Below are 22,474 nucleotides of genomic sequence, written 5' to 3'. Positions count from 1 at the left end.
GGATTGCAGCAACTCACAGACACCCCCTGTGTTTAGCAAGGTGGCTATTTTGGCAGCGAGAGAAAGGGGACTACGTGAAGAAGCTCACAGTCATGAAAACGCTTACATCCGTTTTGTTAATGATTGTGATCCAGATCGTTATCTGGATGTATTTTTCAATGATATCCCTGAAGCACGTGCGGTTAACTGACGCCATACCCACTCCAGCGGTCCCTGGCGGAAATAGCGTAGCCAGAGCACAGAAAACGCCAGGTTTACTGCCCAGACCGGAATAACAAACGCCAGCAGCGTAAGGCGGTCGAATTTCATAAACAGGCCAAAGCGATAGAAAAGCGTGGTGCAGATTAGCGTTTGCAGGAGGTAATTGCTTAACGCCATGCGTCCCACGCAGGCGATAGCGCTGACCATCCACAGACGAGAAAGCGAGGGCCAGAAGCCGTAGATCAGCGCCGCGTAGCCGATGGTCTGGAACGGCGCGCTCAGTTCACGCGGCACCTGGAGCAGGAACGCGCACCAGCGGTAATCCCAGTGGATATGCCACTGCGCTATCACCGCCGGGAGGTTAATCAGCACGCCGAGCAGCACCAGACCGGCGCCTGTGCGACGATAGTGACGCAGGCTGAATTCCCCTTTCAGCCAGCCGGTGCGCATCAGTGACGCGCCCATCAGCATCATGCCCGCCAGCTGCCAGCCGTATTGCGCGCCCAGCGCGAGGAGGTTATCCCCCAGCATATCCGCGCGGTTGCTTATCGCTTCCGTACCGCCCTTCAGCTTCCAGAACTGTTCGTACTGCAGGTTAGCGGCATCCGGGATCCAGGCACGATTCGTCGTCTCCCCGGAGATCATCCCCAGCAGCAGCAGTACCCCAAGCCCCATGACATAGAGCATCACGCCGGTGTTGAACAGGCTTTTAACGCTGTGCGCATCGCGAATGAGGCGCCAGCAGATGAGCCCGACTAACCCATACGCGAGAAGAATATCGCCGTCCCAGAAGAACAGGCCATGGATAAAACCGAGGATAACCAGCAGCGTCAGGCGCGACTGGATCCAGCGCGTACCACGTTTGAGGAGAAGCTGCAGGCCTGCGCCAAACAGCAGGGCGAAGAGCGTAAGGAATTTGACCTGCGCAAAGAGATCGAGGATTGCCCAGGTCCAGGCATCACTGCGGGTAATGTCGCCATACCACGCGGGATTGAGATACGCCGCCTTCGGCAAACCGAAGGCGGTGATATTAAGCAGCAGGATACCGAGAATGGCGACGCCGCGAACAAAATCGAGCGTGACGTTTCGCTCCATGGTTCCTGCCCTGTCAGACTTAGTTGTGGTGACGTACGGCGCGCAGGAACTCCTGGCGGGTATTCTGGCTCGATTTAAACAGACCGCCCAGCGAGGTTGTGGTGGTCGCACTGGTGGCATCGCGCACGCCGCGCGCTTTCACGCAGTAGTGAACCGCGTCGATAGAGACGGCCACGTTATTAGTGCCCAGCAGCGTTTGCAGCGCGGTCAGGATCTGTTGGGTCAGGCGCTCCTGCACCTGCGGACGCTGAGCGAAGAACTGCACGATGCGGTTGATCTTCGACAGGCCAATCACCGTGTCTTTAGGGATATACGCCACGGTCGCTTTACCGTCGATGGTCACGAAATGGTGTTCGCAGGTGCTGGTCAGCGTGATATCGCGGACCGTTACCATCTCATCCACTTTCATCTTGTTTTCAATGACGGTGATTTTCGGGAAGTTGGCGTAATCCAGGCCGGAGAAAATTTCGTCGACGTACATTTTCGCGATGCGGTGCGGCGTCTCCATCAGACTGTCGTCACTCAGATCGAGATTCAGCAGCTCCATGATGTCGGTCATGTGACCGGCAATCAGACGCTTGCGGGTTTCATTGTCCAAGTCCTGTACGGGCGGACGCAGTGGCGTTTCAAGACCGCGCGCAACCAGGGCTTCGTGGACCAGGGCAGCTTCTTTACTGAGTGATGACATTTTGTTCTCCTGCAGGTGTGGCGTCTTTTGCCCTCGTTGTGGCAAAAGTATGCGTTCATTGTGCGTGAGGCGGCGCACATAATCCAGTATTCACGACGATAATTATTGCGATTGCTGTTGCCTTTCAGCGTGACGATTCCAGACAAGCGCTCCTCCAACGAACAGCGCAATGCCCGCCAGCCCCAGCGCGGGCTCCAGCCGGTGGGTGAGCCAGGTTGATAACGCCGAGGTGACCGGACCAATCAACTGCCCAATCGCATACCCGGTGGTGAGCAGGCCTGCCATATAACGCGTGTGGTTTGGCGCCAGCTCGCGGCCGTATAAAAGAGAGAGCTGCACGGCACACAAAAAGCCGCCGCCCACCAGCAGCCCGCCCGTCAGCAGCCCGCCAATCCCCGGCAGCAGCCAGGCCGCCAGCACGCCTGCGCCCTGTAACCACAGTACGATCGCCAGCCTGCGATTAGCCGTTGAGGTATGGCGTAACAGAATACTGAGCCCAATGCCCACTACGGCAGCGAGACCAAAAATCGGCCAGACAAACTGGGCAAACAGGCTGCCGGGAAAACGCACTGCCGCCATTTGCGACAGGAAGGTCGCCGGGAGGATATAGCCAAACCCGGCCAGGCTGTAGCTCCAGACCAGACGCGTTAAATCCGCCGTCAGCACCAGCGGCTCCGGCGCGGTGCCGGGTCGATGGAGCTGCCCGGATCGCGGCAGGTAGCGCGCCACCAGGGCAATCAGCACCAGCGCCAGCACGCCGTAGATTTGCCATGCCGCCCCGGCCGACAGGGACTTCGCCTGAATATAGACGGCGAGCAGCCCGCTCAGGGCAATGCCCGCCCCCGGTCCGGCAAAGACAGCCGCACTGAGCCCCGGTTTACCCAGCTGTCCCAGCCGCTCGTTGGTCCAGGCAGCAATCAGCACCATCGACCAGCCGCTCATGCAGCCGATGACAAAGCGCAGCAGGCCGTGCACGACGGCGTTCTCCGCCGCCGCGGAGAGCAGCGTCAGCGCCACCGCGCCGGTGATGCCCAGCCAGAGGCGCGTTTCAACGAAGCGGTGCGCACGCATCGCATCCCACGCACCCACCAGATAGCCCAGATAATTCATCGCCGCCACCAGACCCGCGCTGGTCAGCGTAAGCTGTCCGGCAGCAATCATCAGCGGTACCTGAGGCGTAAAGGCAAAGCGCCCTATCCCCATCGCCACCACCAGAACGACAAACCCACTGAGCGCAATACGCAGCGCCATGACCGCTCCAATTGTTAAAGAAAAGTAAATTTATGATGCAGCATCTCGCCGTCTGGCGAAAGTGAAAGTTACTCACAGGTCAATGAAAAGACTGTATTATGGTTTTTATGAATACGCATTCTCATTAAGGAGCCCTGCATGGAACTGCTCGAAGAGCACCGTTGTTTTGAAGGTCGACAGCAGCGCTGGCGGCACGACTCCACCTCTCTGAACTGTGTAATGACGTTCAGCATTTTCCTGCCGCCGACGGATAACCCGCCGGTTTTGTTCTGGCTTTCCGGCCTGACCTGTAACGACGAAAACTTCACCACCAAAGCCGGCGCGCAGCGTATTGCCGCCGAGCTGGGCATTGCGCTGGTGATGCCAGACACCAGCCCGCGTGGCGACGATGTGGCCGACGATGCCGGATACGACCTGGGCAAAGGCGCCGGATTTTATCTCAATGCGACCGAGCAGCCCTGGGCGCGCCACTACCGCATGTATGATTACCTTCGCGATGAACTTCCTGCGCTGGTGCAATCGCAGTTTGCGGTTGGCGAGCGCTGCGCGATCAGCGGCCACTCGATGGGCGGACACGGGGCGCTCATCATGGCGCTGAAAAATCCGGGGAAATACGTCAGCGTGTCGGCATTTGCGCCAATTGTGAACCCAACGCAGGTGCCGTGGGGGCAGAAAGCCTTCACACACTATCTGGGTGAGGATGCGGAAAAATGGCAGGCATGGGACAGCTGCGCGCTGATGCTGGCCAGCAAAGCTGAAGAGGCCATTCCCACCCTTATCGATCAGGGTGATGCGGACCAGTTCCTCGCCGGTCAGCTGCAGCCTGCGGTGCTGGCAGAAGCGGCACGCCAGAAGGACTGGCCGCTGACGCTGCGCATTCAGCCGGGATACGATCACAGCTATTATTTCATCGCGTCCTTTATTGAGGATCATCTCCGCTTCCATGCGGAGCATTTGTTCGGGTAAATGCGGCCGATTGCCGGGTGGCGGCTTCGCCTTACCCGGCCTACATTCGTGGATTTTGTAGGCCCGGTAAGCGAAGCGCCGCCGGGCATCAAGGCTACATCAGAACTTATAATCCACGCCGACAAAGTAGCGACGGCCATCTTCCGTGTAGCTGTAATCGTCGCGGCTCAGATCTTTGTCCAGCAGGTTCTGCACGCCCGCGCGCAGCTTCACGCTTTTCGTCGCCTGCCACGCGGCGCCGGTATTCCAGATAACATAGCCACCCGGCGTTGGGTCGCTGCTGGTCAGCGCGCGTTTCTCACCGGTGTAGTTGCCCTGAACATAGAACGACCAGTCCTGCGTCGCCTTCCAGTCAACGGTCCCGTTGGCGGTGTGGAACGGCAGATCGGACAGCGGCTTGTTGCCGCCGTTGCTGATATCACGACCGTCGTTGTAGGTGTAGTTCAGCGTCACTTTCCAGTCGTCCGCCAGCGGGAATTTCAGCTCGGTCTCCACCCCGCGGATGCGCGCCTTGTTGACGTTGTAGTAGCGGAATATCGGCTCACCGTCCGCATTCAGGCCAACGTAGTTAGGGTAGCTCTGCGCCTGTTTCGCATTGGCCGTACGGCTGATGCTGATGCGGTCATCGACGTTATTCTGGAAGGTGGTCACGCTGGCCTGCACGCCCTCTAACCAGCCCTCTTCCCCGCTGTAGTACAGACCGAACTCGAAGCTCTCGCTGGTTTCCGGCTTCAGATCCGGGTTACCGACAATCTCACAGGCACCGCGGCACGATCCGGTGACCCAGTCCGGGCTCAGCTGCAGCAGTGACGGCGCTTTAAACGCGGTCGCCCAGCCCCCTTTCACCGTGACGGTATCGGTCGCGTTGTAGACCAGATAGGCGCGCGGGCTCCAGTGGTCGCCGTAGGTATCATGGTCGTCCATACGGATGCCGGTGGTCAGCGCCAGAGGTTCAAAAATACGCCACTCGTCCTCCAGGAACAGGGCATACTGGCTTGTCGACGTACTGCTGCTGGAGCCGCCCGTCAGGTTGACCGGATCCTTCAGCTTATCGTGACGCCATTCGCCGCCGAAGGTCATCAGCTGGTTGATGTCGCCCAGCGGCAGCACGTATTTCCCGTCTACCGCGTTGCTCTCGGAGGTGATCGGATTGCTGTTGCCCGGGTTTTTGTTATCCACCTTCTCGCCGTAAACCTTCAGCTCGCTGTTGCCGATGCCCCAGCGGCCGTTGTGGCTGAGAGAGTAGTTCTGACGTTCAAGGCGGTTTTTGTCGAGGGAATCCGAGTCACGATCCTGACGGTCGAAACCGTAGCCCGCCGTAAAGTCGTGATTTTCAGACGGCGTCCAGGCGAACTCCACATTCGCATCGCGGCTGGTGAAGCCTTCAATGCGCGGTGTTTCACCGCTCGCCGTGGTAGAAGATTTCTGCTGACCGTCTTTCTCACGCTTTGCGAGGCTACCGTAGGCTTTCAGCCCCAGCAGGCCGTCCACCAGCGGACCGCTGGTATAGAACTGGCCGTCGTACGTATCACCACGATCGCGATGTTCCTGAATTGTGGAATCAGCGCTCAGGGTGCCCGTCCATTTCTGGCCGATTTTTTTAGTGATAATGTTCACCACGCCGCCCAGCGCATCGGAGCCATAAAGCGAGGACATCGGCCCACGCACCACTTCGATTCGTTCGATGGCGTCAACCGGCACCCAGTTGAGGTCGAAATCATTATGGCGGAACACTGCGTTACGGGAATTGACGCGCTTGCCGTCGATCAGGATCAGCGTGTAGCTGCTGTCCAGCCCGCGAATACTTACCCCTTTACGGTTGTCCCCTTCGCTCGTGAGCTGCACGCCCGGCACATCCCGTAACACATCTTTCAGATTTTGAACGGGTTTGCGCTGCAAATCTTCCTGGGTAATCACGCTGATGCTTGCCGGTGCGTCTTTCAGGTTTTGCTCGGTCGCGGAAGCCGTGACAACCATTGTGTCGCCGGATTCCGCTGCGATAACAGGCAGGGCCAGGGACATTGCGGACGCACAAAGTCCTCCCCTGACGAAGGGATTCAACCTAAACATTCCATATCTCCATGAGGTAAATACAACTCAATCAAATCATCATTGCTCACAGCGTCTTCCTTGCCGCCCACATCTCCGGTGGGTCGGTGACACGCTTATTCTTGATAACGATAAAGCAAACGATAATTATTATCAATTAAATTGTTAAGAAATATATCTTTGTTACAGGAGGCGGAAATAAAAAAGCCCGCTCAAACGAGCGGGCTAAGAGAGAGGAAGTGCGATTATTGTTTAAATCGTTCCGGGAATTCCATTTCACTGTAGCGAACGAAGTGTGTTCCTTTCGTCAGCTTGTAGCCAAACCAGATGACGAGGAACAGCGGAATACCAATGTAGGTTGCCGTGACGGCGCCCCAGTCAATGGTGTCCGCCAGGAACGCTTCATAGTTCTGTCCCAGCGTAATAATCAGGCACAGAATGAAGGCGAAAATGGGACCCAGCGGGAAGAACCCTGAGCGATACGGCAGCTGGTTAACGTCATAACCCTGTTTAACGTAGCCACGGCGGAAACGATAGTGGCTAATGGCAATCCCCAGCCAGGCAATAAAGCCCGTCATCCCGGAGGTGTTAAGCAGCCACAGGTACACCGTCTGGTTGCCAAACATAGAGGTCAGGAAGCACAGGCCGGCAATCACCGTTGTGGCGTACAGTGCGTTGCGCGGTACGCCGCCACGGGACAGCTTCGCGAAAATACGCGGTGCTTTACCGTCGCATGCCAGCGTGTAGAGCATACGTGTGGACGCGTACATTCCGGAATTACCGGCAGAAAGTACGGCGGTCAGGATAACGGCGTTCATCACTGCTGCGGCTGAAAGCAGGCCGGCATGCTGGAAGACCAGCGTGAACGGGCTGACGCTAATGTCTTTGACGTCATTACGCAGCAGGCTTGGATCGGTGTACGGAATGATCAGGCTGATAATCAGGATCGCGAACACATAGAACAGCAGGATACGCCAGAAGACCTGACGAACCGCGCGCGGAATATTCTTCTCCGGGTTTTCTGACTCACCGGCAGCAATGCCAATCAGCTCGGTTCCCTGGAAGGAGAAACCGACAATCATTGCCACGCCAATCATTGCCGACAGTCCACCGGCAAACGGCGCATCGCCTATTGTCCAGTTACTCCAGCCCGCAGGTTCAGCGCCTTTGAAAATACCAACGATCATCGCCACACCGACGACGATAAAGATGATGACGGTTGCCACTTTGATCAAAGAGAACCAGTATTCCGCTTCGCCGAAACCGCGCACGGAGATGTAGTTCAGCAGGAAGATGACGGCCAGGAACAGGGCGCTCCAGATCCAGCCCGGCGTATCCGGGAACCACCAGTTCATCACCAGCTGTGCGGCAACGAGGTCAACTGCGATGGTGACCGCCCAGTTGTACCAGTAGTTCCAGCCCAGCGCGAAGCCGAAGCCTTCTTCAACGTATTTTTGACCGTAGGTCGAGAACGAACCGGATACCGGCATGTACGCGGCCAGTTCGCCGAGACTGGTCATCAGGAAGTACACCATCAGGCCAATCAGGATATAAGAGAAAAGTGCCCCACCCGGGCCGGCTGCCGAAATCGTTGCGCCAGAGGCAACGAAAAGACCTGTACCGATGGAGCCGCCAATGGCGATCATCGTCAGGTGACGCGCCTTGAGTTCACGACGTAGCGTGGGCGCTTCTGTGGTTTTAATTTCTGAAACCATATGAAAATGCTGTCCATTTAATAAATGAGGCGCGATTGTAGCAGACGATCCGCGTTCCTTCCGGCAGAAATACTCAGTTATAAGAGAGCTTCATGACGCGGCCAGGATTATAAGTAAAGCATAATTTTTCCCTCTTCCCTTTGGGGTGAGGGACGATGTCAGATTTCGCAATAGCGCAGAAAACGCTGCAGGGAGCTGGAAAGGTGTTTCTGGCGATGATGAATGCACCACAGCGTGCGCACCAGTTTCGGAAGCGGAACGGGAATCTCCACCAGCGATCCGGTTTCCAGCTGTTCGGCAATAACGCGCCGGGAAAGACAGCTGATACCCAACCCGTGGCGCACCGCGTGCTTAATCGCCTCTGAGTTCCCCAATTCCATCCCCAGCTGGAAATGCGGCAGATGGGAAAGCAACAGATAATCGACAATTTCACGCGTGCCGGAGCCCTGCTCGCGCAGGATCCACTGCGCCTGCGCCAGCCGCTCCAGCGTCACCTCGCCCTGCAATAACGACGAGGCCGGGGATGCAAACACCACCAGCTCGTCTTCCAGCCAGGGCTCGGCAATGATATCGACGTTGTGGCAGGGCCCCTCGATGAGGCCGATATCCACGCGGAAGTCGATCACCGCGTTGATGACGTCCTGGCTATTGCCCACGCTCATCTCCAGCGGCAGGGTGGGAAAATCCCGGCGGTAGCGGGCAATCACTTCCGGCAGAATGTAGTTCCCGATAGTGCTGCTGGCGTAGACGCGGATCGCGCCGTTATCTTCGCGGAACAGCTGTTCGATTTCGATAGCCTGCTCCAGCAGCGCCAGCGCGCGTGGATAAAGAAGACGACCGTGTTCGTTGACCACCAGACGCTTCCCTACCCTGTCGAAAAGCTGAACGCCCAGCTGTCCTTCAAGATCGGTCAACGCCGCGCTGACCGCAGACTGCGAGAGCGCCAGCATTTGTGACGCCTGGGTCGTCGAGCCGCTTTTCAGCACCTCGGCAAACACTTCCAGCTGACGCAAAGTAATGTGCATGGTTGCTTACCACTTATATAGATTGATTATAAGTATATAATCAATTTTATTTTTAAGCCAGACCGCCGTAACCTTTAGCCAGACAAAGGAGAAGGTTATGTCAGAAATCACCTTACAACATCATCGTACAGTGTGGCACTTCGTGCCGGGTCTTGCGCTCAGCGCCGCAGTGACCGCCGTCGCGCTATGGGGCGGCAGCATCCCGGCCATCGCAGGCGCAGGTTTCAGCGCGCTGACGCTCGCCATTTTGCTCGGCATGGTCGTGGGTAACACCGTTTATCCACATATCTGGAAATCCTGCGACGGCGGCGTAATTTTTGCCAAGCAGCATCTGCTGCGTCTTGGGATCATTCTTTATGGCTTTCGTCTCACCTTTTCGCAGATTGCGGATGTGGGTGCGAGCGGGATCGCCATCGACGTTCTGACCCTGACCAGCACCTTTTTACTGGCCTGCTTTATCGGCCAGAAAGTGTTTGGCCTGGACAGGCAAACCAGCTGGCTGATCGGTGCCGGGAGCAGTATCTGTGGCGCTGCGGCGGTGCTGGCAACGGAGCCGGTCGTGAAAGCCGAAGCCAGCAAGGTAACGGTTGCCGTCGCGACGGTGGTGATCTTCGGTACGCTGGCGATTTTCCTCTACCCGGCCATGTATCCGCTGGTCGCCCACTGGTTTAGCCCGGAAACCTACGGCATTTATATCGGCTCGACCATGCACGAAGTGGCCCAGGTGGTCGCAGCAGGACACGCCATTAACCCGGACGCCGAAAACGCGGCGGTGATTGCCAAAATGCTGCGCGTGATGATGCTGGCGCCGTTCCTGATTTTCCTGGCGGCACGGGTTAAACAGCTGGCACCGGCAGGCGGCAGCGAGAAGAGCAAAATCACCATTCCGTGGTTTGCGATCCTGTTCATCGTGGTCGCTATCTTTAACTCCTTCCACCTGCTGCCGAAAGCGGTGGTGGATATGCTGGTGACGCTGGATACCGTACTGCTGGCGATGGCCATGGCGGCGCTGGGGGTGACCACGCACGTCAGCGCGCTGAAAAAAGCCGGTGCGAAACCGCTGCTGATGGCGCTGGTGCTCTTCATCTGGCTGATTGTCGGCGGTGGCGCAATTAACCTCGCGGTCCATAGCCTGATGGCATAAACCACTACATCCTTCTCCTGTTAACCCGCTATCATAGGCATTTCGGGTTAACAGGAGTCCCTTTATGAAATATGTTGGAGCGCACGTTAGCGCTGCAGGTGGCCTTGCCAATGCCGCCATTCGTGCCGCCGAAATTGAGGCGACCGCTTTCGCCCTGTTCACCAAAAATCAGCGCCAGTGGCGCGCCGCACCGCTCACCGCTGAGGTGATTGATGATTTCAAAGCCGCCTGTGAGAAATACCGCTACGGGCCCGGCCAGATCCTCCCCCACGACAGCTACCTGATCAACCTCGGTCACCCGGTTGAAGAAGCGCTGGAAAAATCCCGCGAGGCGTTTCTGGATGAAGTGCAGCGCTGCGAACAGCTGGGGCTGACGCTGCTGAACTTCCATCCGGGCAGCCATCTGATGCAGATCGACGAAGATGCCTGCCTGGCGCGCATTGCAGAGTCCATTAACATCACTCTGGATAAAACCAAAGGCGTGACGGCGGTGATTGAGAACACCGCTGGTCAGGGCAGCAACCTCGGCTTTAAGTTCGAACATCTGGCGGCGATTATCGACGGCGTGGAGGACAAATCCCGCGTCGGCGTGTGCATTGATACCTGCCACGCGTTTGCCGCCGGTTATGACCTGCGCACCACCGAGGCAACAAAAAACACGTTTGATGCGTTCGAGCGCATTGTGGGCTTTAAATATCTGCGTGGAATGCACTTAAACGATGCGAAAAGCGCCTTTGGTAGCCGCGTTGACCGCCATCACAGCCTGGGCGAAGGCAACATTGGCCACGATGCGTTCCGCTTTATCATGCAGGACGCCCGCTTCGACGGTATTCCGATGGTGCTTGAAACCATCAATCCGGACATCTGGGCAGAAGAGATTGCCTGGCTGAAGGCACAGCAAACCGCTGAACAGGCGGCATAAAAAAAGCCGGGTGCGTAATGCGACCCGGCTTTTTTGTTGTTTATCGCTTACGCTGCTTTCGCCACAACTTCCGCTTCCGGACGTTTCAGCACCGCGTAAGAGAGGCCCGCCACCAGCGTACCGGCAACAATCGCCAGCAGGTAACCCAGTACCGGGGTGATGGCGCCAGGGATCAGCAGCACGAACAGACCGCCGTGTGGTGCCATCAGTTTTGCACCAATCGCCATGGAGATCGCCCCCGTCACGGCACCACCTGCGATACAGCACGGCAGCACACGCATTGGGTCACGCGCCGCGAACGGAATCGCGCCTTCGGTGATGAAGCACAGACCCAGCACCAGCGCGGCTTTACCGCCTTCCTGCTGCGCTTTATCGAACTTACGACGGGCAATAATCGTCGCCAGGCCGAGCGCCAGCGGAGGCACCATGCCTGCCGCCATGATCGCCGCCATTGGCGCGTAGGTCTGGGTACTCAGCAGGCCCACACCAAAGGCATACGCCGCTTTGTTCACAGGCCCCCCCATGTCGGTACACATCATGCCGCCGAGGATTGCACCCAGCAGAACCGCGTTCGCGGTGCCCATGGTCTGCAGCCAGTGGGTCAGACCCGCCAGGATGCCCGCAACCGGCTTACCAATCAGGTAAATCATCGCCAGGCCGACCACCAGGCTGGAAATCAGCGGGATGATCAGGATCGGCTTCAGCGCTTCCATACTCTGCGGCAGCTTCAGCTTCGAGCTAATCAGCTTCGCGACGTAACCGGCGAGGAAGCCCGCGATGATACCGCCGATGAAGCCAGAACCGGTGCTCACGGCCAGCATACCGCCGATAAGACCCGGGGTCAGACCCGGGCGGTCAGCAATGGAGAAGGCAATAAAGCCCGCCAGTACCGGCACCATCAGGGCGAAGGCTGAGCCCCCGCCGATCTGCATCAGCGCTGCCGCCAGGGTACCTTGTTCTTTAAACGCGGTGATACCAAACGCGAACGAGAGCGCGATACACAGACCGCCCGCGACCACCATCGGCAGCATGTAAGACACGCCGGTCAGCAGGTGGCGATAGGCGCCTGCGGACTCTTTCTTCCCTTCCGTCGCGGTCTGGCGCGCGCCGGTTGCCTGATACGGCTTCGCTTCCACCAGCGCTTTATCAAACTCCTGCGCGGTCTTTTTCAGCGCCAGGCCGGTGGAGGTACGGTACATTGGCTTACCGGCAAATTTCGCGAGGTCCACTTCGATATCCGCCGCCACAATCACCAGATCGGCCTCCGCCACTTCTTCAGGGGTGATCGCATTGCCGGCACCGACGGAGCCGCGCGTTTCAACTTTTACCCACCAGCCGCGTTTTTTCGCTTCGGTTTCAATGGCTTCAGCCGCCATAAAGGTGTGAGCCACCCCCGTCGGGCAGGCCGTCACCGCCACAATGCGTTTCGGGCCCGTGGCCGCAGCCGGTGCCGTCGCTACAGGCGCGCTGTAGACAGACGCGTGGCCTTTCGCTTCGCTCAGGAACAGTTCCGGATGTGCCACCGCGCGATTAATATCGCCCAGCCACACTTTTTTGCCGTTCAGCGCACTGTCAGCCGGGATGTTGTCGCCCAGGACAATGGCCAGTTCGGCATCGCCCGGGTTATCAGTCATCTCGAGATGTGCTTTGTTCGCCGCCGCTCCCAGCAAGGTCTTCGCCATATAGGCGCGTGCCTGTCCGAGACCGGAGTCAATGATCAGCAGCGTTTTCATTATTCCTCTCCTGCTGTTAGTTAAAAGGTTTTAAGTCAACGCGCGCCATCATCGCGGCTAACTGGGTACGATCGGTAATACCGACATTGCTCTGGCTGACGGCCAGGGCAGCAACGGCAGTGGCAAGACGTAAAGTATGTTCACTGGATTCCCGCATCAGCAGACCATAAATCAGTCCGCCAACCATGGAATCCCCTGCGCCAACGGTACTCACAACCTCCATTGACGGCGGTTTGGCGATCCATTCGCCAGACGCGTTAACCCACAACGCGCCTTCTGCACCAAGAGAGATCACCACGTGAGCGATACCCTGCTCGCGCAGCGCATGGGCAGCGTCAATCACATCTTTTAATTCTGGCAGCTTACGGCCCGCCCAGATCTCCAGCTCGCGGCGATTTGGCTTCACCAGCCACGGAGAGGCTTTCAGGCCCGCGACCAGCGCGTCACGGCTGCTGTCAAAAATAATGCATGGGCACTGGCTGCGCAGGCGCGTCATCCAGTCGGTAAACGCTTCCGGGCTAACGCCGGACGGCAGGCTGCCGCTGACGCACACCATGTCGAACTGGCCCAGCCAGGTCAGCGAGTCGTTGACAAAGCGTTCCCAGTCTGACGGCGTCACTTCGAAGCCAGAGAAGTTCAGATCGGTCACTTCACCGTCTTTCTCCGTCAGCTTAACGTTGATACGGGTACGGCCCTGAACAACCTGGAAACGATTGGCAATGCCCAGCTCGCTGAACAGCTGCTGGAAACCATCCTGGTTGTCTTTACCGAGGAATCCGCCCACGGTGACATCGATACCGAGATCCTTGAGCACTTTCGCGACGTTAATCCCTTTGCCCGCAGCATGCAGGCCGGTGGTACGCACGAGGTTAACTTCGCCGCGCTCAATTTCCGGGCAAAACCCCACCAGGTCATAAGCCGGGTTCAGCGTAATAGTCGCAACACGTCTGCTCATTATGCGCCCTCCCCCAGACCCGCCGCGATGGCATCGCCAATCGCTTTCAGCGCCTGTTCAGCATCGGCACCCTGCGCGGTGAAACGCAGACGGTGGCCTTTCTTCACGCCCAGCGCGACCACTTTCATCAGACTACGGCCGTTGGCCGGTTTGCCCGTGCCGTCAAGATTCGCCACGGTAATCTCACTCTCAAATTGTTTAATGGTATTCACAAGCATGGTGCCCGGACGGGCATGCAGGCCGTGCTCGTTACGCACCACGAACTCCGCGGTTAGCACGTCATCCGTCAGCGCATCATCACTGGTCAGCAGTGCCAGCACGGTGGACGCATCAGCGTTCAGCAGTTTTTCAGCTTTGTTGTTCAGCAGCAGATCGCCAAGACGCTTCAGCACGGAAACCGGCTGTTCATCAGCCATCGCGACGGTCACCAGCATGGCTGCGCGCTCGCCTTCTACCTCAAACGCCGAGGCAGCACGGCTCACGGCAATCGCACTGCGCAGGTTGCCTTCAGCACTGTCGTTCAGCCAGATGCCCTGACCCAGATTCAACGGCTTATCGTTAATCACGCGCGTCACAAAGGTGGCATCCGCCGCGCCGGCTTCTTTCAGACGACCCGCGTTCAGCGCCTGCAGCGTCACCAGATCGGAAGCAACCACATCCAGCGTCAGCGTTTCATTATCCAGTTTCAGCGCTTCACTCTGTTTTTCGCCCATCAGCAAGGCGCGCAGCTCTTCCGCGGTGGTGGCGGATTTAAGCTGTTCAGCCACCGCGTCATCGCTCAGGACATGCGTCAGCTGACGCAGCAGACCTAAATGTTCATCGCTGCTGGCCGCGATACCGATGGCCACATAGGCCACCTGACCGTCGCCCCAGAGCACGCCCTGCGGGAACTGATACACCTTAACGCCGGTTTTCAGCACCTGATCGCGGGTATCGGTGGTACCGTGCGGAATGGCAATGCCATTGCCGAGGAAGGTTGAAGTCTGCTGCTCGCGGGCCAGCATGCCGTTGACATAGCCGTCCGCGACGTTACCCGCCTGCACAAGCGCAGCGGCAACCTGGCGAATAGCCTCTTCTTTATCCCCGGCCTGAGCGCCCGGGTGGATATCCTGAACAGATAACTGGAACATGGTTCTCCACTCCTGCTGAACTTGAATCGTTTCAGCTTTAATGAGAAAAAATGCGCTAGCCTGCTCCGTTTGTTAAAACAAGATAGCGCTGAAACGTTTCAAAAAGTCTTGCGCTTTCTGCTGTGCCTTGCAAGTAAACTCGTCTTTCTGATATCAGAATTTAGAGATACAGCACATTTCTTCTTCATTGAGCTGAATTTTGCTGAAGTTCAGCAAGTCAGTTTCAGCTAAGGTCAGCAGCGTGAGATGCAAGTTGAAATGCCATTTTGATTTTTCGTGGCATCATTGACCGCACCCACTGTTTATTTTTTAGCTGACGGCGTACACTCCGCCCCTCTCTGCTACTCGCTAATTATAAAACATGCATAACACCCCTGCGGCTGCCTCGCCAAAGCCCTTTGACTTGACCTCAGCGGCCTTCCTGATTGTTGCCTTTTTCACGGGCATTGCCGGTGCATTACAGACGCCGACGCTGAGCTTATTTCTGACCAATGAGGTTCATGTTCGTCCGGCGCTGGTTGGCTTCTTTTTTACCGGAAGCGCCATCATCGGCATCCTTGTCAGTCAGTTTCTGGCGGGGCGATCCGACAGAAAAGGCGATCGTAAAAGCCTGATCGTTTTCTGCTGCCTGCTGGGGGTCATGGCCTGCGTTCTGTTTGCCTGGAACCGCAACTACTTCATTCTGCTTTTCGTCGGGGTATTCCTGAGCAGCTTTGGCTCGACGGCTAACCCACAGCTGTTTGCGCTTGCCCGCGAACACGCCGACCATACCGGACGTGAAGCGGTGATGTTCAGCTCTGTCCTGCGTGCACAGGTGTCGCTGGCGTGGGTGATTGGCCCGCCGCTGGCCTACGCGCTGGCGATGGGTTTTGGCTTTACGGTGATGTACCTGAGCGCGGCAGTCGCGTTTGTGGCGTGCGGCGCGCTGGTGTGGTTCTTCCTGCCGTCCATGCGCAAAGAGCCCAAGGTGGCAACGGGTGTGCTGGAAGCGCCGCGCCGTAACCGCCGCGATGCCCTGCTCCTGTTCGCGATCTGCACGCTGATGTGGGGCACCAACAGCCTGTATATCATCAATATGCCGCTGTTTATCATTAATGAACTGCACCTGCCGGAGAAGCTGGCGGGGATCATGATGGGCACCGCAGCCGGGCTTGAGATCCCGACCATGCTCATCGCAGGCTATTACGCCAGGCGCTTCGGGAAACGTTTTTTAATGCGCATCGCCGCCGTCGCCGGTCTGCTGTTCTATCTCGGCATGCTGACGGTACATACGCCTGGGCTATTGCTGGCGTTACAGCTGCTGAACGCTATCTATATTGGTATTCTCGCCGGGATAGGCATGCTTTATTTCCAGGATCTGATGCCGGGCCAGGCAGGCTCCGCCACCACCCTTTATACTAATACCACCCGCGTGGGCTGGATTATTGCCGGTTCAATGGCCGGTGTCGTGGCCGAAATCTGGAACTATCACACGGTGTTCTGGATTGCGCTGGTGATGTGTACGCTGACGATTGGCTGCCTGGCGAGGATTAAAGACGTTTAAGGCGCGGTGAGCGCTTCCAGCTCAAGAAGGTACGTTATCGCCTGCTCTCGCGTGCTGCCGCACATTTCAGCCGTAGGCTGAAGCCCGGAGCAGACCTTCGGGCGCAACGGTGAGCCAAAGATCATGCACAGGTTCGTTTCCGAGAGCTGAACGCAGCGGGTATTGGCAGGTTTGCCCTCGGGCATTCCTGGAATGGGGCTTGAAATGGACGGTGCAGTACAGCACGCGCCACAATCGGGACGACAATCCATAAATGCTCTCTTCCGCTGGCGAATGCCCGTACGGTCGGGCATCGCGCGCACAGTAACACCTTTTGTGTATTGATAGCAAAAGCCACGAATTCCTCTTGCCTGAAAGGCCGCGCGCGAGTAATTTGGCGCGATATTTTTTACCTCCCGTAAACAGGATTACTGCAATGCCAAGAGCGAACGAAATTAAGAAAGGTATGGTACTGAATTACAACGGCAAACTGCTGATTGTGAAAGATATCGATATTCAGGCACCAAGCGCCCGTGGTGCAGCTACGCTGTACAAAATGCGTTTCGCCGATGTGCGTACCGGCCTGAAGGTGGAAGAGCGCTTTAAAGGTGACGATATCGTCGATACCGTGACCCTGACCCGTCGCTATGTTGATTTCTCCTACATCGACGGCAACGAATATGTGTTCATGGACAAAGAAGATTACACCCCGTATATCTTCACCAAAGACCAGATTGAAGAAGAGCTGCTGTTCATCCCGGAAGGCGGTATGCCTGATATGCAGGTTCTGACCTGGGACGGGGTGCTGCTGGCGCTGGAACTGCCTCAGACCGTCGATCTGGAAATCGTTGAAACCGCACCAGGCATCAAAGGCGCATCCGCCAGTGCCCGCAACAAACCGGCTACCCTGACCACCGGCCTGGTTGTGCAGGTGCCGGAATACCTTTCTGCTGGCGAGAAAATCCGCATCCATATCGAAGAAAAACGCTATATGGGTCGCGCTGACTGATTGCGGCGTTTGTCGGGTGGCGCTACGCTTACCCGACCTACGAAAAAACCGGCCCTGAAGCCGGTTTTTGTGTTTTTGTAGGCTGGGTAAGGCGAAGCCGCCACCCGGCAATTCCGGTTACAGCAGCTCCGGATACTTCGTCATCTTCAGCGCCAGCTCAACGCCGCGCACTTCCGCCATCCCTTTAAGACGGCCAATCGCCGAATAGCCCGGGTTGGTTTTCTTACGCAGATCGTCCAGCATCTGGTGTCCGTGATCCGGACGGAACGGGATAGGACGCACATCGCCAGCCTGCTTACGACGCGCCTCTTCCGCCAGAATAGCGTCCACCACCGCGACCATATTCACATCGCCGCCCAGGTGCGCCGCCTCGTGGAAGGTTTTTGGGTTCTCTTCACGGCAGGTCGCACGCAGATGCGTAAAGTGAATACGATCGCCGAAGGTTTCAATCATCCGCACCAGATCGTTATCGGCCCGTACGCCGTAGGAGCCGGTACACATGGTAAAGCCGTTGTGGATGCTGTCGACCGTCTCTTTCAGCCACTGCATATCTTCAATCGTAGACACGATACGCGGCAGGCCGAGGATAGGACGCGGTGGATCGTCCGGATGTACCGCCAGGCGAACCCCCACCTCTTCCGCAACCGGCACAATTGCGCGCAGGAAATACGCCATGTTTTCACGCAGCTGCTGCTTATCAATATTGCCGTACTCCGCCAGGCGGGCGCGGAACTGATCCAGCGTATACCCCTCTTCGGCACCCGGCAGGCCCGCAATAATATTACGGGTCAGCTTTTCGATATCCGCGTCGCTGGCGGCATTGAACCATTGGAGCGCCTGCTGCTGCTCTTCCGCGGTGTAATCCGCGTCTGCGCCAGGGCGTTTCAGAATGTGCAGTTCGAATGCCGCAAAGGCAATCTGATCGAAACGCAGCGCTTTTGAGCCGTCCGGCATTTGATATTCGAGGTCTGTACGCGTCCAGTCCAGAATGGGCATGAAGTTGTAGCAAACGGTATCAATACCGCAGGCCGCGAGGTTACGGATGCTCTGCTGATAGTAGGCAATCCAGGTCTGATACTCGCCGGAATGGGTTTTGATGTCTTCGTGAACCGGAATGCTTTCCACCACAGACCAGGTTAATCCCTTCTCCGCCAGCAGCGCCTGACGCGTCTGTATTTCCTCTACCGGCCAGACCTGACCGTTAGGAATATGATGCAGCGCCGTGACGACACCCGTTGCGCCAGCCTGACGCACATCATCAAGAGAAACCGGATCGTTCGGCCCGTACCAACGCCAGGTTTGTTCCATTGCCTCACCCTCTTAAGTTGTTATACCAATATGCGTTACTACAATGACGACTACCATACATGTTTACCGCTAAGGGTCAATACACCGCCACACATTGATTGATCAAACTCACATAACGGGGATATTTACGGCTCACCAATTTTATTTGCTGTCATATAACTTTACACTGACATTGTTAATTAATGGTTAATCAGGTGTATCTCATGAAGACAATTGCCTCCACCACCCTTCCTGCCCGGGTTCAGCAACCGCGCTACGATCGCCAGTCATTACGCTCCCGCATCGTCCACTTTGGCTTTGGCGCGTTTCACCGTGCGCACCAGGCCTTGTTAACAAATCGGGTGCTGAATGAAAAAGGCGGCGACTGGGGGATTTGTGAGATTAGCCTCTTCAGCGGCGATGTGCTGATGAGCCAGCTGCGCGCGCAGGATCATCTGTTCACCGTGCTGGAAAAAGGGGCTGAAGGAAATGAGGCCATTTTCGTCGGTGCCGTCCATGAATGCCTGAACGCAAAGCTGGACTCCCTGCCCGCCATTATTGAGAAATTTTGCGAGCCTCAGGTCGCGATTGTATCGCTCACCATCACAGAGAAAGGCTATTGCATCGATCCCGCGACCGGGAAGCTCGACCTGAATAACCCCCGGATCGTCCAAGACCTTGAAAACCCCTCAGAGCCACATTCCGCCCCTGGGATCCTGGTCGAAGCCCTGCACCGCCGCCGCGAGCGCGGCCTGCCCGCCTTTACCGTGCTCTCCTGCGACAATATCCCGGACAACGGGCACGTGGTGAAAAACGCCGTGCTGGGCATGGCGCAAAAACGTTCCGCAGGGTTATCTGAATGGATCGATACCCACGTAAGCTTCCCCGGAACGATGGTCGACAGGATTGTTCCCGCCGCGACGGAGGCCTCGCTGGCGGCAATCACCGACGCGCTCGGCGTGGAAGATCCGTGCGCCATCAGCTGCGAGCCGTTCATTCAGTGGGTAATAGAAGATAGTTTTGTCGCCGGCCGTCCCGAGTGGGAAGTGGCGGGTGTCCAGGTGGTGCAGGATGTTCTGCCGTGGGAGCAGATGAAATTACGCATGCTCAACGGCAGCCACTCTTTCCTGGCGTATCTCGGGTATCTTGCCGGCTACGCGCATATTAATGAATGCATGGAGGACACAGCGTTCCGGGAAGCCGCCCGTCGGCTGATGCTGAACGAGCAGGCCCCCACGTTACGGATTAAGGATGTCGACCTCACCGCGTATGCCGATAGCCTGATCGAACGCTTTGCCAACCCGGCCCTCCAGCATCGGACCTGGCAAATCGCGATGGACGGTAGCCAGAAGCTTCCGCAAAGAATGCTGGACGGGATCCGCGTTCATCTTGAGCGAAACACGCCGTGGTCGCTGCTGGCCCTGGGCGTGGCCGGCTGGATACGCTACGTCAGCGGCACCGACGAGAGCGGCAACGCGATTGACGTTCGCGATCCCCTCAGCGATAAAATCCGCACGATCGTCAACGCCAGCAGCGACATCGACCGCGTCCCCGCGCTGCTGGGGCTGAGCGAAGTGTTTGGTCACGATCTCGCGCACAATCGTGTTTTTGTTGAGGCTGTTAGCCAGGCCTATCAGCGCATCACCCGTCACGGCGCAAGTCAGGCTGTTATCGAAACGTTAAATATTTAACGATTGTTGCGCTTAACGCGAACGGATAAAGCCTCCGTTCGCCCTTCCCCTTCTCACAGGTCACGTTTTTCGCCAGGATAGAGAACAGTGTTATCGCATCATCATTCTCATCCGGAGCGCACGTGACCAAAACCAACCTCATCACCGGTTTTCTCGGCAGCGGTAAAACCACCTCAATTCTCCACCTGCTGGCGAATAAAGATCCGGCCGAGAAGTGGGCCGTGCTGGTCAATGAATTTGGCGAGGTGGGCATTGACGGCGCGTTACTGTCATCCAGCGGCGCGATGATTAAAGAGATCCCCGGCGGATGCATGTGCTGCGTCAATGGCCTGCCGATGCAGGTGGGGCTCAATACCCTGCTGCGTCAGGGCAAACCCGACCGCCTGCTGATTGAGCCCACCGGGCTGGGCCACCCGAAGCAGATCCTCGATTTACTGACCGCCCCGGTTTACGAGCCGTGGATCGATCTGCGCGCCACACTGTGCCTGCTCGATCCGCGTCAGCTTCTGGATGACAAGGCGGTGGCCAACGAGAACTTCCGCGATCAGCTCGCCTCGGCGGACGTTATCGTCGCCAACAAGGAAGATCGCGCCACGCCTGAAAGCCAGGCCGCGCTGGAGGCGTGGTGGCAACATTTTGGCGGCAATCGCACGCGGGTGCAGACCACCCAGGGGAATATTGATAGCACCCTGCTTGACCTGCCTCGTCTGAACCTCACCGAGCTGCCTGCCAGCGCGGATCATGCGCACAGCCATCCGGTTAAGCAGGGTCTGGCAGCCCTGAGCCTGCCGGAGCACCAGCGCTGGCGTCGTAACCTGAACAGCGGCCAGGGATACCAGGCCTGCGGATGGATTTTCGATGCTGAGACCGTTTTCGATACTATCGGGATTCTGGAGTGGGCCCGCCTTGCGCCCGTCGATCGCGTGAAAGGGATCATGCGCACGCCGGACGGACTGGTGCGGATCAACCGCCAGGGCGACGATTTCTTCATTGAAACGCAGAACGTGGCGCCGCCTGACAGCCGAATAGAGTTAATTAGTGCGGTTAACGCCGACTGGAATGCCCTCCAGTCCAGCCTGTTGAGGATTCGTTTAAGTTCGGGCGGCTAACGTTGCCCCAGTTTTCACTCTATGCAGAACGTTATGACAACTCGATTTCCCTTGATATTACTGCTTAATGTCGCCGGTCTGGCGCTTTTCTTCTCCTGGTATATCCCGGTGAATCATGGTTTCTGGTTCCCCCTGGATTCTGGCATCTTTCACTTCTTCAACCAGGCGCTGGTGAAGAGCGACGCATTCCTGTGGCTGGTGGCCATCACCAACAACCGCGCCTTCGACGGCTTCTCGCTGCTGGCCATGGGCTGCCTGATGCTCTCTTTCTGGCTGAAAGAGGATAAAGCGGGACGTCGGCGTATTCTGATTATCGGTCTGGTAATGCTGCTGTTTGCTGTCGTCGTTAATCAGCTGGCTACCGCGATTATTCCGGTTAAGCGTTCCAGCCCTACGCTCTTTTTCACCGATATTTATCGCGTCAGTGAGCTGCTGCATATTCCAACAAAAGATGCGTCGAAGGACAGTTTCCCCGGCGATCACGGCATGATGCTGCTCATTTTTTCCGCAGTCATGCTTCGCTATTTCGGCCGAAAAGCGTTTGCCATAGCCCTGATTATTTTTGTGGTTTTTGCCTTCCCGCGCGTAATGATTGGCGCTCACTGGTTCACCGATATTGCTGTCGGTTCGCTCTCCGTTGCGCTGATTGCGCTGCCGTGGTGTTTAATGACCCCGCTGAGCGACAGGATAATAGCGTTGTTCGATCGCTATCTTCCCGGTAAGGCGCAACAACAATTAAACAAATAACTAACCTAAATTAACGTGAGCTATCAGGGATCGACATGATCCCCGATAGCCTTCCCGCCACGATCTTTTCCCTCTGTCATATTCCTGTCATCACATTCATGATAAAAATGAAGCAATTGCGCGATCACGCGTCGGATCTGACCGCATTTTAAGCAATTACGGATTTTTACTTTCTGTATCACATTTTCTTATAAAAAAAAGGCTTTTTTTACTCGCAATACCCCTGGCAATCGGT

The 22,474-nt window shown here is 57.0% G+C and carries 19 protein-coding genes; 8 read left to right on the top strand and 11 right to left on the bottom strand.

Annotation, left to right across the window (positions count from 1 at the left end; translation table 11 throughout):
* Positions 1 to 138: 138 nt before the first annotated feature.
* The 3 genes from yeiB to ACHH0Z_RS01310 all read right to left on the bottom strand — a co-directional run bounded on the left by yeiB (position 139) and on the right by ACHH0Z_RS01310 (position 3,235).
* Positions 139 to 1,296, bottom strand: coding sequence for a DUF418 domain-containing protein YeiB (gene yeiB / locus ACHH0Z_RS01320; RefSeq protein WP_023344548.1), 1,158 nt, complete (start codon positions 1,294 to 1,296; stop codon positions 139 to 141).
* Between the two features lie 19 nt (positions 1,297 to 1,315).
* Positions 1,316 to 1,984: a GTP cyclohydrolase I FolE gene (gene folE, locus ACHH0Z_RS01315; protein ID WP_008500927.1), complete on the bottom strand. Its 669-nt coding sequence runs from the start codon at positions 1,982 to 1,984 to the stop codon at positions 1,316 to 1,318.
* A gap of 102 nt (positions 1,985 to 2,086) precedes the next feature.
* Entirely contained in the window at positions 2,087 to 3,235 is a 1,149-nt protein-coding gene (locus ACHH0Z_RS01310) for a YbfB/YjiJ family MFS transporter (RefSeq protein ID WP_045407648.1), read from the bottom strand.
* Positions 3,236 to 3,373: 138 nt separating this feature from the next.
* Between ACHH0Z_RS01310 and fghA the strand changes: the two genes are divergently transcribed.
* Positions 3,374 to 4,201, top strand: a complete 828-nt coding sequence (gene fghA, locus ACHH0Z_RS01305) for an S-formylglutathione hydrolase (protein ID WP_045407651.1) — start codon at positions 3,374 to 3,376, stop codon at positions 4,199 to 4,201.
* A gap of 99 nt (positions 4,202 to 4,300) precedes the next feature.
* On the opposite strand, the gene cirA is transcribed toward fghA, so the two are convergent.
* The 3 genes from cirA to yieE form a co-directional block, all read right to left on the bottom strand.
* Positions 4,301 to 6,271 carry a catecholate siderophore receptor CirA gene (gene cirA / locus ACHH0Z_RS01300; protein WP_045407653.1) on the bottom strand — a complete coding sequence of 657 codons (1,971 nt, stop codon included), beginning with the start codon at positions 6,269 to 6,271 and terminating at the stop codon, positions 4,301 to 4,303.
* A 224-nt stretch (positions 6,272 to 6,495) separates the two neighbouring features.
* Positions 6,496 to 7,965 carry an amino acid permease gene (locus tag ACHH0Z_RS01295; RefSeq protein ID WP_008500931.1) on the bottom strand — a complete coding sequence of 490 codons (1,470 nt, stop codon included), beginning with the start codon at positions 7,963 to 7,965 and terminating at the stop codon, positions 6,496 to 6,498.
* Between the two features lie 158 nt (positions 7,966 to 8,123).
* Entirely contained in the window at positions 8,124 to 8,990 is an 867-nt protein-coding gene (gene yieE, locus ACHH0Z_RS01290; protein WP_008500932.1) for a DNA-binding transcriptional regulator YeiE, read from the bottom strand.
* Positions 8,991 to 9,087: 97 nt separating this feature from the next.
* Here yieE and ACHH0Z_RS01285 point away from each other — a divergent pair, with 97 nt between their 5' ends.
* On the top strand, positions 9,088 to 10,134 hold the full coding sequence (locus tag ACHH0Z_RS01285; protein ID WP_023294037.1) for a YeiH family protein: 1,047 nt from the start codon (positions 9,088 to 9,090) through the stop codon (positions 10,132 to 10,134).
* A gap of 64 nt (positions 10,135 to 10,198) precedes the next feature.
* A complete protein-coding gene (gene nfo / locus ACHH0Z_RS01280; protein WP_045407656.1) occupies positions 10,199 to 11,056 on the top strand; it encodes a deoxyribonuclease IV in 858 nt (285 codons plus the stop codon).
* A gap of 47 nt (positions 11,057 to 11,103) precedes the next feature.
* Here nfo and fruA read toward each other — a convergent pair whose 3' ends face one another.
* Genes fruA through fruB form a run of 3 tightly spaced genes read right to left on the bottom strand, consistent with a single transcriptional unit; the run spans position 11,104 to position 14,874 of the window.
* Complete coding sequence (fruA, locus tag ACHH0Z_RS01275; protein ID WP_021241512.1) at positions 11,104 to 12,789, bottom strand: PTS fructose transporter subunit IIBC; 1,686 nt, start codon at positions 12,787 to 12,789, stop codon at positions 11,104 to 11,106.
* A 16-nt stretch (positions 12,790 to 12,805) separates the two neighbouring features.
* Positions 12,806 to 13,744 carry a 1-phosphofructokinase gene (fruK, locus tag ACHH0Z_RS01270; RefSeq protein WP_008500936.1) on the bottom strand — a complete coding sequence of 313 codons (939 nt, stop codon included), beginning with the start codon at positions 13,742 to 13,744 and terminating at the stop codon, positions 12,806 to 12,808.
* A complete protein-coding gene (gene fruB, locus ACHH0Z_RS01265) occupies positions 13,744 to 14,874 on the bottom strand; it encodes a fused PTS fructose transporter subunit IIA/HPr protein (protein WP_008500937.1) in 1,131 nt (376 codons plus the stop codon). Before fruB ends, fruK begins: the two co-directional genes overlap by 1 nt.
* A 361-nt stretch (positions 14,875 to 15,235) precedes the next feature.
* Here fruB and setB point away from each other — a divergent pair, with 361 nt between their 5' ends.
* Positions 15,236 to 16,417: a sugar efflux transporter SetB gene (setB, locus tag ACHH0Z_RS01260; RefSeq protein ID WP_023325676.1), complete on the top strand. Its 1,182-nt coding sequence runs from the start codon at positions 15,236 to 15,238 to the stop codon at positions 16,415 to 16,417.
* On the opposite strand, the gene ACHH0Z_RS01255 is transcribed toward setB, so the two are convergent.
* Positions 16,414 to 16,668, bottom strand: coding sequence for a YkgJ family cysteine cluster protein (locus ACHH0Z_RS01255; protein WP_021241515.1), 255 nt, complete (start codon positions 16,666 to 16,668; stop codon positions 16,414 to 16,416). The genes setB and ACHH0Z_RS01255 overlap by 4 nt on opposite strands.
* A 164-nt stretch (positions 16,669 to 16,832) precedes the next feature.
* Here ACHH0Z_RS01255 and yeiP point away from each other — a divergent pair, with 164 nt between their 5' ends.
* Complete coding sequence (yeiP, locus tag ACHH0Z_RS01250) at positions 16,833 to 17,405, top strand: elongation factor P-like protein YeiP (protein WP_008500940.1); 573 nt, start codon at positions 16,833 to 16,835, stop codon at positions 17,403 to 17,405.
* 117 nt (positions 17,406 to 17,522) lie between these two features.
* On the opposite strand, the gene uxuA is transcribed toward yeiP, so the two are convergent.
* Entirely contained in the window at positions 17,523 to 18,713 is a 1,191-nt protein-coding gene (gene uxuA / locus ACHH0Z_RS01245) for a mannonate dehydratase (RefSeq protein ID WP_045407658.1), read from the bottom strand.
* 203 nt (positions 18,714 to 18,916) lie between these two features.
* Here uxuA and ACHH0Z_RS01240 point away from each other — a divergent pair, with 203 nt between their 5' ends.
* The 3 genes from ACHH0Z_RS01240 to ACHH0Z_RS01230 all read left to right on the top strand — a co-directional run bounded on the left by ACHH0Z_RS01240 (position 18,917) and on the right by ACHH0Z_RS01230 (position 22,239).
* Complete coding sequence (locus ACHH0Z_RS01240; protein WP_045407660.1) at positions 18,917 to 20,383, top strand: mannitol dehydrogenase family protein; 1,467 nt, start codon at positions 18,917 to 18,919, stop codon at positions 20,381 to 20,383.
* Positions 20,384 to 20,505: 122 nt separating this feature from the next.
* Positions 20,506 to 21,492 (top strand): GTP-binding protein, encoded by a 987-nt coding sequence (locus ACHH0Z_RS01235; RefSeq protein WP_008500943.1) that lies wholly within the window; start codon positions 20,506 to 20,508, stop codon positions 21,490 to 21,492.
* Positions 21,493 to 21,525: 33 nt separating this feature from the next.
* Positions 21,526 to 22,239, top strand: coding sequence for a phosphatase PAP2 family protein (locus tag ACHH0Z_RS01230; protein ID WP_164725115.1), 714 nt, complete (start codon positions 21,526 to 21,528; stop codon positions 22,237 to 22,239).
* Positions 22,240 to 22,474: the final 235 nt, after the last annotated feature.

This window comes from Enterobacter cloacae complex sp. 2024EL-00227, assembly GCF_043945315.1.
Taxonomy (GTDB): domain Bacteria; phylum Pseudomonadota; class Gammaproteobacteria; order Enterobacterales; family Enterobacteriaceae; genus Enterobacter; species Enterobacter roggenkampii.
The sequence above is the reverse complement of the archived record's forward strand: the minus strand, read 5'-3'. Positions and strand labels throughout refer to the sequence as shown.